This window comes from Raineya sp. (genome assembly GCF_053497555.1).
In genome coordinates this window covers 16178-30380 of record NZ_JBRCWE010000051.1, presented here as the reverse complement: position 1 = coordinate 30380, position 14203 = coordinate 16178, and the positions used below count along the sequence as shown (strand labels likewise).

Below are 14203 nucleotides of genomic sequence, written 5' to 3'. Positions count from 1 at the left end.
TTAAAGCCCACAATTTACAATAAATCCTCAATTTTGAGAGAGCCGTTAAGATGCTCGAATGCAAAATTTATGTTGTTTTTTTGGCAATAGTTGTAATAACGCAAAATAATAAGTTGTGCATAATGTTCATCGAACTCTACCCCACGACAAATTCTACTTGTTTTTTCGGCGGCAATCAGCGTTGTGCCAGAGCCAATAAAGCAATCTATTACGATATCACCTTCGTCTGAGGCATCTAAAAGCACGTCTGCCACCATTTGTACTGGTTTGGGGGTTGGATGATTGGCTAATTGACCGATACCGCCTTTTTCTTTTCTGTCGGGGTTGGCAATATCATTGGCGGAGGGATAGTCCCATATATTAGTTCTATATCTATCGGCTAAATCTATGTGCGATTTGTGTTTAGCTTTGCCGTTTTTAAAAATAAGGCAAAATTCGTGTTTAGCTCTGTAAAAAGAGCCGTTAGCCGCCACGGATTTATTCCATACACATATTTGTTTAGGAATACAGGTTTTGTAGGTTTCTTGACCGCTGGCCGCTTGGCAGACGTGCCAAACGTGGCGAAAATCCATAAAATGATAATGAATAGAACCATCTATGGAGTATTTTACGAGGTTTTTCATATAATTTTCAAGAAACTCTACAAACTCCCAATCTGACATTTCACCTGCCGCCATAGCGAAGTCTTTATGCTGAACTTTACCATGGCCTCCAAAATCTTTGTAGGAAAGGTTGTAAGGGGGGTCGGTGAATACTATTTGAGCCTTCTCGTTTTGCATCAAAATCTCAAAGGTTTCGGCTTTAGTGGAGTCGCCCACGATGAGTTTGTGTTTGCCAAGTTGAAAAATGTCGCCTTTTTTGACAAGCACAGGAGCTTCGCTGACAGGAATTTCATCCTCGATAGGATTTATCTCTTGCACACCATACAAGTCAAATTTTTGTTCAAATCTGTCAAAGCTAAACTCGGGTATATCTACGGCAATTTTTAGTTCCAAAAGGTCAAGATTGAAGTTTTGGAGGAAATCGTTAAGTCCCTGCTGTGTCATTTTAGCGTATTGGCTCGTATAGACGAGTACCAATTCGGCGGCTTCTTTTTTATTTTTGCAATCAATAAAAACGGCATCTAAATATTCAGGGATATTAATTCCTGAATTTATCATTTCATTAAGGACTTTCTGTCGATGATGTCCGTCCAATATCCAAATTATGCCTTCTTGGTCTTGCCAAACCATAAAAGGCATAACAAAGAAATACTTTTTCAGCGATTCTTTTAGTTTTTCAAATTTTTCGTCGCTTAGTTCTTTCAAGTTTTTTTGAAGCCATTGAGCCTTCTGCCACTCAATTTTTTCTGTTTTCAGAATGCGTGATGCGATTACCATACTCCCGATTTTACTCCTGATTTTATTTGTAAAACTTTGTAAAAGTTATTTGTAAATTTTTTATATTTGCAGGGTAAAATCTTTAATTATATCAAACAGAGAGGTTAGTAATATAGGGAGTATTAAATTGTTTTGTTTCAAGTGGGACCACTTCAAAATCAGTAACTTGTAAAGCCCTTACGAAAAGGGCTTTTTTATTTGTAATAAGAATATCACAAATACTTGCCAAAAAATCTGATTTCAGGGAATAATCATTGGTATAAAATTTGCTTCATTTCTTACGTTTTCACTTCAAAATGTTGCTCTATGAAAAGATTTTTACGAGGCATTTTTTTGTTGCAAGTGGCTTTTTCTTTGACAACCTGCGTTAGAGAAAGAAATCCGATAAGCCCCAATGAAGTGGAGGGCTACAAACCCATCTATATTTCCAAAGAACAAGGCAGTATCATTAACCAACTCTCGCCACGTCCTCTAGAAAATCCGGGTAAAATCTATGTGTATGGCTCTTTTTTGTTTGTAGGCGAAAAAGGTAAGGGGGTTCATATTTTTAACAATGCCAATCCTTTTAATCCTATTCCTATGGCATTTTTGGAAATTTTGGGCAATCACGATATTGCTATCAAAAACAATTACCTTTTTGCTGATAATGCAGGCGATTTGGTTGTTTTGGATATTGCGAATCCTAATCAAATAAGGCTTGTGAGCAGGCAAAAAGATGTTTTGCCCAATAGTAGTTTTCAACTTCCCCCTGAAAAAGGCTTTTTTGAATGTCCTGATAACCGAAAAGGTGTTGTTGTAGGGTGGGAAAAAACTATTTTACGAAAACCTAAATGCAGATATTAAAAGCCTATGAAAAATTATGTACTTATTATTTCGGTCTTTATAGCTCTTTTGCTATTTTCTTGTTCCGATAACAGGTCTTCGTATTATGCCCTGAACCAGAATAATACAGGTAAAGGAGGCTCGCTGGCACGCTTTGCTATACAAGGCGATAGGCTCTACATTGTGGATAAAACCAGCCTTATTACAATGGATATAAGCAATCCTACGGAGCCCAAACAAACACATAAAACCAATATTGGTTTGGGTATTGAAACAATTTTTGCTTACCAAGACAATTTGTTTATCGGCTCTAACGATGCGGTGTATATCTACAACTTTGCTAATCCCGACCGCCCTGAATTACTTTCTCGTTATAGCCATCTTACCGCTTGCGACCCTGTGGTAGTACAGGGCAATTATGCCTATGTAACATTGCGTAGCGGTTCGGCTGAATGTTTTAGAGAAATCAATAATTTGGAGGTTTTGGATATTAGCGACCTTCGGGCACCTCGTTTGGTGAATGCAATTAGAATGTTAAACCCACACGGGCTTGGCGTGAGTGGGAATAACTTATTTGTTTGTGAAGGTAAATTTGGCTTAAAACGCTTTGATATATCCAATCCCACACAACCTGAGCAAGTGGAGTTCTTGCAAGATGTATCAAGTTTTGATGTAATCCCTCGGAGCCAGAGGCTTGTAGTGGTAGGTGAAAAAGGCTTGTACCAGTACGATTTCAGCCAAACTCCTATGCAAGAGCTAAGCTTTATTCCTGTGAAAAAAGATTAGTATGAAAAAAATTTTTTTACTCTTGGCTTTCTGCTTTTCTTTCGGATTAGCGGAAGCTCAAAATTTTGCTTTGAGTTGGAATCCGCTCAGGATATTAGACCCATTAGGCTCAACTATCTATATTGGCGGCGAGATGGCTCTTCCAAAATCAGAGAAAAAAACCTTACAAGTTTCGGTTGGATTTGGGAATTGGGCAAATTGGTTGGAAGGCTCTTTTTCAGATTTTAGAATAAGCCCTTCCACGACCTTTCGTTATGGTATAGAGCAAAAGTATTTTTTAGAGGAGCTATGGCAAGGGGAGTATGTTTCGGCGGCTTTTGAAGTAAGAACTACCCACAGGTACGTAGATAGGTGGCAAAATATTTGTGAAACAGGAAATTGCTATCAGCAAATTATTACCGAAAAACAAATCAGAAATACGTTCAATCTTATAGGACGATTTGGAACAATAGAAAGAATAGGCAAACACTTGTATCTTGATTTATTTATTGGGGGAGGGTTGAAGGTATCCCGAAAAGAAGGGGGGAGAACCGCATTGGAAGATGGCTATTTCCAAATAGATGATAACCATTTCTTTTACCCTTCTTTTTCTTTGGGTTTTCGGGTTGGGGCGTTCATCAATTAAAAATTGGGAAAGTATTAGATAAGGTTTGTCGGTAATACTTTTACAAATGAGCCTTTACCTCATTCAACCCATTGTTTTGTGGGTTAGTCGTACACAAATCGCACTAAATCATTGAAAGGGTCGTACTCTACTTGATTTACTTTCAAGTAAAAACCTTTTTCTAGTACAATAGTGTCGTGCTCTTCGTGTTGCAAGATGGCAGTGTTTTTTACTTCAAATAAAAACTCTCCATTAGCAGCATTATTCTCTAAAAGCATTAAATCACCTTCCAAGAGGTGTTTGTGTCCAGTAACTTCTCCCAAAGCTAATACAAGTTTTTGTACAGGTTTAGGGTTTAGCTGTTTTTTTCCCAATTCTTTTTCGGGTAAGCGGAAAATAACCACGTCGCCGTGCCGATAGATTTTTTGAAATTTCATAATAAAGATGTTTTATGTTTCAGAATACATTAAATTGAGGTATTGTTCTTTGGTAATAGGCTTTCCATTGATTTGCATTGTCCAGGCAATTGCCTCTAAGGCATCTCCTTTTTGACCTATTTCATCAGGTACGTATAAAAAATACACCCTACCCGTAGAAGTACATTTACACTGAACTACATAAACATTTCGGGCATCTATAAACGAGTTTCGTCTATTGTTTTCAGCGGTTACAAACAATTTGCCTTTAATTTCATAGAGTATGTAAGTATCCATAAATTCATACGTATAAGGTTTCAAATGCTTATCCCACCGAATTTGCTTTTTATGGATAGTTTGTTTGTCTATTATTATTGCCTTCATATTCTCAACGATTTCTTGTGGCGAAAACAGACGCATTGCGAGCATACGTTGTTCGTTGTTTTCAAAGAGCAATGCTTCCTGCACAGTAAGAGGCTTTACCTGGGGGTAAAGTTCTTCAACTTTTTTTCGATTGGCTTCAGAAGTGAAAAAACTCAATACTTCTGCCAAAGGACGTTGCTGACGCTTGTAAATTTTCAGTACATCTTCCAAATTCTGGAAACGAACTTTTTGCGTGAAATACATAGTTATATGCCATTAAGTGTTGGGAATTAGTACAACGGTCTTGTTTTTTGTGTAGCTAATGTAATCAAAATTTCTTTCAATTACAACTTTCATTTGAGCATTGGGCAGAAAATAACCTACCAAACTGATAGTGTTGCAAAAAGCATCTATATCTCTATCTGTTGGAATGGGATAAGTTTTGATATTATCCCATTTGATACCCTTAAATTCGCCCACATTTTCCTCTTCACCTTTCACCAGTATTTCTGCAAAATTTGCAAGTAACTTGAAGGTATAGTTTTTGGCTTCGTCACTGATAGAAAAAGCGTCTCCTTCTGCAAAATTTACATCAAAATACCCCTCTTCAAAGCTATCATATGCTTCCGAAGTTTCACCATATTTTTGTTTAGGTGCATAGCAATATTCGGCTCTAATTTCTGCTTTATGAGCGAATTGACAAATGCCAAATTTGTCTTCAATAGGGAAAATATACTCTTCTTTTTCCTTTTTTTTGAGTTCTTCGTTTTCTGTCCAATAGGTTTCGTAGATATTATCAAAAGTAATCACTAAATCGCCATTTTCGTTGAAGTGAATGATACCTCTGCCATAATGGTTATCTTCACTTGCATTAGGCAGATTGAGTGTTTCTACAATCAAATCAGAAAGATACTCTTCTACAGGATTTTCGTAAGAAACAATAACGTCATCAACTTCAATGGGACAGGCACAGCTATCGTTTCCTGCATCCCAGAAAGCAGAAATTTTTTTCCCTCTTTGAATTAAGTTTGAAAGGTATTTTTTGATTTTTTTTAGTTGTGCTTTTTCCATTATTAGAGCAAAGTTTTAATTTTATTGTTTTCGTAAAGCAGGTAATAATATTCTTTTTTCAGTTCAAATTTTACTTGTTTATGGGGGAGAACTCGTATAGTCATATCTAAGGCGTCCAGCCATCTATCTATTTTAGTATCCTGATTGCGATACTCTTTTTTTTCAAGTAAAATAAACGGCTCAAAATATTTGAGGTTTTCTTTTTCCATTTGTTCGTAGAAAATATCATCACAAAATGCTTCAAAGTCCATTTTTGCTTGATTTTCTAACTGAAAATAATCTCCTTCTTTGATAGACACTTTAATTTCAGTAGGAATAAGGTCTGTAAAGTTGGAATAATAGCAGGTTGCATAGATTTCTGCTTTATTCAAATACTTTTGCAGTTGGAATGTATCTGTAAAAGGCAATATTTGGATTTCTTGCTCTTCTGAATTCCATTGAGGTATGTTAGTATGTTTAGCTGTTCTGATAGCATCATAAAAAATTTGTAGTTCGCCCTTGTCGTTAAGTATAATTTCTCCGATGCCATTGCAGTCAATTTCGTAAGGTTTGGTTTCTTCCCCGAAAACTAACTTCAGTTTCTTATGCAAGTCTTCATCGTAATATTTTATGTCCTCTGGGTTTAATAAATCAACACTTAACTTTTCTACAATAAGGTTTTCAAGTGTTTTCCAGAAGCCATTAGGTTGTAAAATACACGTATCACCTGCCCAAAAAATACAACTTCCCGACTGCTCTTTATTCCATTGTACTCTGATAGCCTTTCCTTCTCTTTGAAGATCTGCTATTTTTGTTTTAAGGTAATTTAGCTCTTTTGTTTGCATAATTTATGATAGCTTTTGCCGCAACCACAGAATTTCTTGTTTTTGTGGATTGTATTGCCAACGCTCACTAAATTGATAGTTTTTGAGCATATCTTTGACTTTATACGATGGTGGCACAAGTTGCCTGAGCAAGTCGGCTTTTGCAAATCCTAAAATTTTTTCGCACAAATACACTCCAAAGTCTGAAAAAGTAATCGTATAACTACCCAAAAGCCCTGTACGGTGGTATGGTAAATGTACGAACTTTGCCAAAGCTTCGTCGTCAATTTCGGGCAGTTGAGGAAAAAACTTTTGCAGATTTTCATCTTTTTCAAGCCATTCGTAAAGTGTAGGAATGGTTCCGTCTAAGTCTTCGCGAAAATGCTCCACTGCCACATCGCGTACCAAAATTACTCTACCATTAGTATTTTGAATAAAATTACCCAAAGTTGTTACTGCCCATTCTATGCCAAGCAAATGATGTAAAAGCAATCGGTGCTTGATATGATAAAAGAAATATTTGGAACTATCCAAAAAACTATGAACAGCCTGGTAATCTTGTGGTTCTCCTCCAAACTTTCGTGCAGATAGCAGGCAATGCTCCCAAATATTCATAATCAGTTTTTTAGGCTATTGTATTGTTTTTTAGGTCAAGATAAATATTTGCCAGCCCCATAAATACCCTTCTGAGAACATTTCGTTGGGGGATTCGGGCAACTTTTTATCTGTAAGTTGTTCTAAATTTTCTATTGAAAAATCAATAGGCAAAAGCCTTTTATCAAAATCTTTGTACGAACTTTCACAATCTACTCCCAAACCTTTTTTTATTTTTTTCTGATAACTAATCAAATGGCTCAATCGTACGATTGTATGACGCATTTGCTCAATATGATTTTGGCACATATTTTTAATGAAATACTTTATCTCCTCTCTGAAAGGCAAAATGGTAGCATAAAAATACTTTACGGTTTCCGAATCAATGTTGAAAAAGAAACGTTCAAAAGGATACTTCTTTTTCGGTTTAGTCTCTATAATATCTTCATACGTGTTTATGTCTTCAACAGATACCCCTAATATCAAAGCGGGCAAGCGTTCCGAAGGGAAATAATTAAAATCTTTTTTCCATTCTTCATCAATACTCTTTTCCCTACAAAAGCTATCCGTAACTTCCTTAATGAATTTAAGTTTGCCTTTCTTAAACAAAGCAACAAAATGTCTTTCTATGAGCATATGATCTTCCGCCGAAAATGTAATAATTCCCTCATAAAAAATTTTGTAAAAACGCTTGGGGTATCTTTTAACAATGTTTTGATAAACCCAATCATCATCATAAACAAATTCACTTATTTCCATTAAAAATCCGTTTTCATCTATGTAATAATCTAGCAAAAGCCCTTCTAAATCTTTGGTTTGCCATTGAATATCAGAGTGATTTTGAAGGTCTTGGGGTAACCACTTCTTGTGGATTTTTATGTAATCGCGTGACATAATTTTGTTTTTTTTAGGTTAAAATGTAATTATTTGCATTTTTCTCAAGCCCTGTTTTGCCTCTCAACTGCAAATTATACAAATAATTACATTAAAAGTTTATGGGATAACAATTTTTGTTGCGGAGGTGGGACTCGAACCCACGAGGCTTTCGCAGAGGCTTATGAGACCTCCCGGCTAACCAGCTACCGACACCCCGCCATATCAATTGGGTGGAGTTTGGAGGATTCGAACCTCCGACCGATCGCTTGTAAGGCGACTGCTCTGAACCAACTGAGCTAAAACTCCAAATTTGGGTTACACTACATTTTGTTGTGCGAAGGGTAGGAATCGAACCTACATAGCTAGATTTTCAGTCCAGTGCCTTGACCAACTCGGCTACCTTCGCCTAATAAGCTACGAGCAATTTTTTAATTTTTGACAATAACTTACAAGCCTAAAAATTGTACTTTTTTTAGGTTTTGGAATTTTTGTAAAATATTCTCTTTCGGTCAGAATTTTGTATTCTTACCGATTGGATAAGTTCAAACAAAAAGCCCGAAACTGCTTGCTGTGCGTTTCGGGCTTTTGCTATGAGCTATATCAAATTTGCCTTATGTGGTATTTCTTTGGCTTATTTGGCTACAACTCTCTACATACGCCCAAAACGCAGAAATGCCGACAAATTTAAATCTGTCGCTTGCGTGCATTGCGTTTGGCATAAATCCGTATGTAAAGTAGTGTAGCATTGAAACTTTTTTTACTTTTAATTTCTTTACAAAGATAAGATGTTTTTTTGTACTTTCCAAATATTTTCTGAAAAATTTTAGAAAATATTTTCAGAAATCTCACTTGTTTTTTGTAAAAAATTGATTTTCAATAAATTGGAAGGTTTATGTTAATTTCCCTCTTTATACACCTGCATAGAGTCGGCAAAATGAGCTACTTTGGCAACTACCGAAAGATAGTCGTTGTACAAATCAACAATTTCCAGCAAATCCGAAGGGGCTTGGGTAGGGTTTTGATAAATTTCGGCTACTTTTTTGAGTTTGGCATTTTGAACGTGAAAAGTCTTGAAAATTTCTTTCAGCAATTCATCGGTAGAGGTAGCAAAATGCCCTGAACGAATGTAAAAAAGGGTATCGGCTTGCATCATAAATTCAGGGAAATCTTGCAAGAGTTTTTCTACCAGCAGTTGGGGCTGTTTGAGATTGAGCACAAAATAGCTTCGCAAATGAAACAGCCGTTTCTTGACCTCTAATTCACAAGCAAGCCGCAAATCTTCCATTGAAATATGCACATTTTTGAAGACATCATCGCCCCAAATGAGGCTATTTTTGACTTTCATATCAGTAAATTCAATGGGGAAAACGTCAGCGGAGGTTTTTACTTCTTCTTTGGTGATGATAGTTGGCTCTAAATTGAAAGATTTGCGGGCTTTGGAAACAGCCTGCGAAATATTTTCAATGTTTTCTACTTTGGCACTTTTCAGCACAATCAGTACATTGATTTGAGCATTAGGGTTTTCAAAAACTTTATGCGTAACAGAGCCATAGAGATATATTGCCAAAAGATTGTCGCGGGCAATAACATCAATTTGTTGAGCAAAATCTTGCAATTTCTCTTGCAAATCTTTGGGTAAAGAAAGCTGAACAGGGGTATTTTTGCGTCCCATAGTGCTTGTTTTTGGGTAAAAATAAAAAAATGCCTTCAAAAGGCAAAATTTACCACAAAAAAATCTTTCAAAAACAAACAAATGTGAATTATTTTTTGTATTTTTGGAAAAAGTTGAGGCTTTTTTAAGAGTTTTGTAATGGTTATATCTTTTGCGGTAAAGAAACAGGAAGCAAGAAGTAGGAAACAGGATTGGATATGAACAGAGTAAAACGCTTGAACCTTCAACTTTTTGAACGTAAATTACAGAGTTTTTTAGTTTTCAATTTTTCATAAATTCAATATGATTTCGCAAAGAAAATTCTATACGGCAATTATTTTATCGGCTTTGCTTGGAGGAATTTTAGTATTGCTTGGCTTGCGTTGGTTTTTAGGTTCAAATTTTATTCCTATGACCAAAATTGCCTATCGTTACAAAGATACGGCACTTGCTATCCCCGAAGGTATGAATTTTATTTACTCCTCTGAAATGGCAATTCCTGCGGTGGTGCATATTCGGACAGCTTTTACGAAACGCCAAACTTCGCGTTATCACGAAAATGACGCAGTAGATGAGATGTTTCGGCAGTTTCACGGCAGAGGCTGGTCGCCACGCTCCTCGTCAGGTTCGGGAGTTATTATTTCCGAAGATGGCTACATTGTTACCAATAACCACGTTATTGAAAACAACGATTTGATAGAAGTTACTTTGCACGACAAACGCAGTTACGAAGCTCGCGTAATAGGTACAGACCCCTCAACAGACTTGGCACTGCTCAAAATTGATGAAGAACACTTGCCCGCTTTGCCTTTTGCAAATTCTGATAAAGTTCGCATAGGCGAATGGGTGCTGGCGGTTGGCAATCCTTTTGAACTCAACTCCACGGTAACAGCGGGCATTATTTCTGCCAAAGCAAGAAATATCAATCTTATTCAAGACAAAGACAATTTGCAGGTAGAAAGTTTCTTGCAGACAGATGCTTCTGTAAATCCGGGTAATAGCGGTGGGGCTTTGGTAAATTTACGAGGCGAACTCATCGGCATCAATACGGCAATTGCCAGTGAAACAGGTGTTTTCCAAGGGTATTCTTTTGCCATTCCTGCGAATTTAGTCAAGAAAGTAACAGACGATTTGCGTCAGTATGGGCAGGTACAAAGAGCCTTGATGGGGGTTGAAATCAGTGATGTAAATGCTGAACTTGCCAAAAGCAAAAAACTTCCCAATGTAGATGGCGTATATGTAAATGGTGTAACTGCCAATGGTGGTGCTTGGGAAGCGGGTATTATGAAAGGAGATGTGATTTTAGAAATTGAAAATGTCAAGGTTAATTCTAAATCGGAATTGCAAGGTATTATTGCCTCCAAACGCCCTGGCGATAAGGTTTCGGTGCTATTCCGTAGGAATACAGAAGAAAAAAAGGTAGTTGTTACGCTCAAAAACCCCAAAGGTAATTTAGAAATTACACGAAAAACCAGCAACGAGAGCATTCAAATTATGGGGGCAGAAATTGCTAATGTGAGCGAAACAGAAAAAGAAACTTTACACATCAAAAGTGGGGCGAAAATACTCAGAATAAGCAAAGGAAAACTTGCCGATGCAGGCGTACAGAAAGGTTTTGTGATTACACACATTAGCCAAAGTGGTAAGCGTATTGCGGTTAATTCTGCCGCTCACGTGCTTGCTATCGTACAACAAGCCGATAAAACAGGCGATGGTTTGTACTTTGAAGGCATCTACGAAAATGGCGATAAAGCCTACTATCCGATTGGGTGGTAAGTGCTTTTTAGCGAACTACGTTTCCCAAAGTTTTTGCAATTTCTTGCTCAATGCTTTTGAGCTGGATATGGATTTGCAAAAAGTGGTCTTGTTCCTCTTCGGTGCTTGCCTCTTCCAAATTTTTTTGATTTTCTTTCATCATTCTTTGTACGGCTTTCCATTTCATTCGCATAATAGCTTCATAAGCCACTCTACCCAGTTTTTCATCTTTTTTTTCAACAATAATACCTGCTTTGGTTTCCCAGTTGGGGCTTATTTCGTATTTTTCGCTAATTAGGTTTATGACGGCTTGGCGAATTTCACGATTTTCCATTTTCATAAAATCGTGATGAGAAAGCAGTTTGCCTTCGTGAAGATTGCGGGCAAAAATTTCAAATATTTCTTGAAAAATGGGGGTTTCAAACTGCAAACCCTGCAATTCTTTCAGCAGATACTGCCCAAAAATTATATCTTGCGAAATAGGATAATCGGCATAACACAAAAGCAAACGCATTGTTTCGTACTCCTGATGATATACCGAGCTAAATTCGCTGGCTTTTTGGTCTAAAAAATCATCAGGGGTGCTTTGTAAAAGTTCTGAAATGGCTTCATTATTAGACTTTTGCTTGAGTTCTTTGCCTAAAATTTTATTGCCTTCGCGAATTAAGATTTCTTCTTCTATGCCAAAAAGTTGGCTACACTCTTTGAAAAAAACATTTCGCTGAATAATATCGGGTATTTTGATGATACTGCTCACCACCTCACGAATTGCCTCGCCACGCTTGAAAGGGTCGTTTTCCGCATTTTTAAGCAGGTATTTGGTTTTGAATTTGATAAAATCTTGTGCATTTTCTTGCATATAAGCAAGCATAGCGTTGGTGCCGTGTTTTTGCACAAAGCTATCGGGGTCTTCATCTTTGGGTAGCCAGACAACTTTCAGCGAAAGCCCTTCTTCTAAAAGAATATCAACGCCACGTAAAGCGGCATTTAACCCTGCCTCGTCGCCATCGTAAAGCACTACTACATTCGTGGTAAAGCGTCTGATAAGGCGAACTTGCTCCTGCGTAAGCGAAGTGCCCGATGAGGCAACTACATTCGTGATGCCTGCTTGGTGCAGAGAAATTACATCGGCATAGCCTTCTACGAGCAGACATTCATCTTTTTGCAAAATAGATTTTTTGGCTTGGAAAAGCCCATACAAAACTTTGCTTTTGTGGTAAAGTGGTGTTTCGGGGGAATTGAGGTATTTGGGGGTATCTTTATCTTTTTTGAGAGTTCTTGCTCCAAAGGCAATTACTTTGCCCGATACATTATGAATGGGGAACATTATACGCTCACGAAATCGGTCGTAATATTCATTTTTACCTTCTTTTTTATGCAAGAGCCCTGCTTTTTCCAAAATTTCAGGGTTATAGCCTTTCTTGGTGGCGGTGCGGTAGAAAGTGTCCCAATCGCTGGTAGCGTAGCCTAACTCAAAGGTTTTGATAGTTTGTTCATTAAAACCTCTTTCTTTCAGGTAAGAAAGCCCAATGCTTTTGCCTTCATCAGTATAAAGCAACTGCTCCTCGTAAAAGTTTTTAGCAAACTGCATTGCAATATAGAGAGCATCTATTTCATTTTGCTTTTGAATTTCATCATCAGAAGGCTTTTTGTTGGCACTTTCTGGAATTGCAATTTTGTATTTTTGGGCAAGCTGACGCAAAGCCTCGCCATAGCTTACTCCTTCAATTTCCATTACAAAAGTAACGGCATCGCCGCCTTTGCCACAGCCAAAGCATTTGAAAATTCCTTTGGCAGGAGTTACAAAAAAAGAAGGAGTGCGTTCATTGTGGAACGGACAGCAAGCCTTGTAATCTTTGCCCGATTTTTGCAAACTTACATAGTCGCTTACTACCTCCAAAATGTCTATATTTTGGTAAATCTTATCTACAACCTCGCGAGGAATATGCATAGTTGAATGGAGTGATTTCGCTTTATTTTTTTATTTCCGAATGATGAATAAATCGTCAAAATTTACTACAAAGATAAAAGTTTCTGCTATTTTTGCAAAAAAGCAAAACAAGTTTCTCTTATGCAAATTTATCTTGGAGGCAAAACAGCTCTTGTGGCGGGAAGTACGCAAGGTATAGGCAAAGCAGTAGCTTTAGAGCTAGCTCGGGCGGGGGCAAATATCATTTTGCTGGCTCGTGATGAAAGCAAACTGGAACAAGTATTGGTAGAGCTGGATGGCTCTCAAAATCAGCGACATAGATACTTGGTGGTAGATTTTAGCGAGCCTGCTACGCTACAAAAGGTTTTGGAGCATTTGCAAGAAAATATCCATATTCTTGTGAATAATACAGGCGGACCGGCGGCGGGCAAAGCCATAGACGCCGAACCGCAAGCCTTTCTGCAAGCCTTTCAGGCTCACCTGATTTGCAACCAAATATTGGTACAAAAATTGGTTGCAGGTATGAAGCAAGAAAACTATGGTAGAATTATCAATATTATCTCTACATCTGTCAAACAGCCTCTCAAAAATTTGGGGGTATCTAATACGATACGCGGTGCAGTAGCCAACTGGGCAAAAACCCTTGCCACTGAGCTTGCTCCTTGGGGTATTACCGTTAATAATGTTTTACCTGGTGCCACTTGGACAGCTCGTTTGGAGAGTCTTATCCAAAAAAACGCTCAAAACAAAGGCATTAGCTCCGAAGAAGCCAAACAAGAAATGCTTGCCGAAATTCCTGCGGGCAGATTTGCTCGTGCTGAAGAAATTGCTTATGGAGTAGTTTTTTTAGCCTCTGCCCAAGCCGCCTACATCACAGGCACAAATTTGGTTATAGACGGCGGTAGAACAGGGTGTTTGTAGAATTTTTGTAATTGTTTATGAAAGTTCAAGGTTTGGAGTTCAAAGCTATTACGGACTTTATCTCTTATTCTTTTTTTTCCGACATCAATTTTCTAAAATCCTGTTTTTTGTATCTCTACTACAAATTATTCTTAAAATCACGATTTTTTTCTTGCTTTTTTCCCATTTTATTGTTAGCTTTGAAAAACTTATAACTGATTAAATACTGATTTATATGCCTCAAAATCAATCA

Annotated in this window: 14 protein-coding genes and 3 tRNA genes; 5 read left to right on the top strand and 12 right to left on the bottom strand. The window is 37.4% G+C overall.

Going from position 1 to position 14203, the window contains the following annotated elements; genetic code table 11:
• Positions 1–14 precede the first annotated feature (14 nt).
• Positions 15–1379 carry a DNA modification methylase gene (locus ACWITO_RS06355; RefSeq protein WP_448529159.1) on the bottom strand — a complete coding sequence of 455 codons (1365 nt, stop codon included), beginning with the start codon at positions 1377–1379 and terminating at the stop codon, positions 15–17.
• A 306-nt stretch (positions 1380–1685) separates the two neighbouring features.
• Between ACWITO_RS06355 and ACWITO_RS06350 the strand changes: the two genes are divergently transcribed.
• From ACWITO_RS06350 to ACWITO_RS06340, 3 genes are read left to right on the top strand one after another with little or no spacing between them, the layout of a single operon-like run.
• Positions 1686–2222 (top strand): hypothetical protein, encoded by a 537-nt coding sequence (locus ACWITO_RS06350; protein ID WP_448529158.1) that lies wholly within the window; start codon positions 1686–1688, stop codon positions 2220–2222.
• 6 nt (positions 2223–2228) lie between these two features.
• Complete coding sequence (locus tag ACWITO_RS06345; RefSeq protein ID WP_448529157.1) at positions 2229–2987, top strand: LVIVD repeat-containing protein; 759 nt, start codon at positions 2229–2231, stop codon at positions 2985–2987.
• Position 2988: 1 nt separating this feature from the next.
• Positions 2989–3612, top strand: a complete 624-nt coding sequence (locus ACWITO_RS06340) for a hypothetical protein (RefSeq protein WP_448529156.1) — start codon at positions 2989–2991, stop codon at positions 3610–3612.
• 83 nt (positions 3613–3695) lie between these two features.
• Here the strand turns inward: ACWITO_RS06340 and ACWITO_RS06335 are convergent, their stop codons facing one another.
• The 10 genes from ACWITO_RS06335 to ACWITO_RS06290 all read right to left on the bottom strand — a co-directional run bounded on the left by ACWITO_RS06335 (position 3696) and on the right by ACWITO_RS06290 (position 9386).
• Positions 3696–4028: a hypothetical protein gene (locus ACWITO_RS06335; protein WP_448529155.1), complete on the bottom strand. Its 333-nt coding sequence runs from the start codon at positions 4026–4028 to the stop codon at positions 3696–3698.
• A 12-nt stretch (positions 4029–4040) separates the two neighbouring features.
• Positions 4041–4634, bottom strand: coding sequence for a hypothetical protein (locus ACWITO_RS06330; protein ID WP_448529154.1), 594 nt, complete (start codon positions 4632–4634; stop codon positions 4041–4043).
• Between the two features lie 12 nt (positions 4635–4646).
• Entirely contained in the window at positions 4647–5441 is a 795-nt protein-coding gene (locus ACWITO_RS06325; RefSeq protein ID WP_448529153.1) for a hypothetical protein, read from the bottom strand.
• A gap of 2 nt (positions 5442–5443) precedes the next feature.
• Positions 5444–6265, bottom strand: a complete 822-nt coding sequence (locus ACWITO_RS06320) for a hypothetical protein (RefSeq protein WP_448529152.1) — start codon at positions 6263–6265, stop codon at positions 5444–5446.
• Positions 6266–6268: 3 nt separating this feature from the next.
• Positions 6269–6859, bottom strand: a complete 591-nt coding sequence (locus ACWITO_RS06315; protein WP_448529151.1) for a DUF6915 family protein — start codon at positions 6857–6859, stop codon at positions 6269–6271.
• 30 nt (positions 6860–6889) lie between these two features.
• A complete protein-coding gene (locus ACWITO_RS06310) occupies positions 6890–7732 on the bottom strand; it encodes a hypothetical protein (RefSeq protein ID WP_448529150.1) in 843 nt (280 codons plus the stop codon).
• Between the two features lie 120 nt (positions 7733–7852).
• A tRNA-Met gene (locus ACWITO_RS06305) sits at positions 7853–7932 on the bottom strand.
• Positions 7933–7945: 13 nt separating this feature from the next.
• A tRNA-Val gene (locus ACWITO_RS06300) sits at positions 7946–8020 on the bottom strand.
• Between the two features lie 27 nt (positions 8021–8047).
• A tRNA-Phe gene (locus tag ACWITO_RS06295) sits at positions 8048–8120 on the bottom strand.
• 489 nt (positions 8121–8609) lie between these two features.
• Entirely contained in the window at positions 8610–9386 is a 777-nt protein-coding gene (locus ACWITO_RS06290) for a hypothetical protein (protein ID WP_448529149.1), read from the bottom strand.
• A 282-nt stretch (positions 9387–9668) separates the two neighbouring features.
• Here ACWITO_RS06290 and ACWITO_RS06285 point away from each other — a divergent pair, with 282 nt between their 5' ends.
• A complete protein-coding gene (locus tag ACWITO_RS06285) occupies positions 9669–11141 on the top strand; it encodes a trypsin-like peptidase domain-containing protein (protein WP_448529148.1) in 1473 nt (490 codons plus the stop codon).
• 7 nt (positions 11142–11148) lie between these two features.
• Here ACWITO_RS06285 and dnaG read toward each other — a convergent pair whose 3' ends face one another.
• Positions 11149–13071 carry a DNA primase gene (gene dnaG, locus ACWITO_RS06280; RefSeq protein ID WP_448529147.1) on the bottom strand — a complete coding sequence of 641 codons (1923 nt, stop codon included), beginning with the start codon at positions 13069–13071 and terminating at the stop codon, positions 11149–11151.
• Positions 13072–13191: 120 nt separating this feature from the next.
• On the opposite strand from dnaG, the gene ACWITO_RS06275 reads away from it, so the two are divergent.
• Positions 13192–13971 carry an SDR family oxidoreductase gene (locus ACWITO_RS06275; protein ID WP_448529146.1) on the top strand — a complete coding sequence of 260 codons (780 nt, stop codon included), beginning with the start codon at positions 13192–13194 and terminating at the stop codon, positions 13969–13971.
• The last annotated feature ends 232 nt before the right edge of the window (positions 13972–14203 follow it).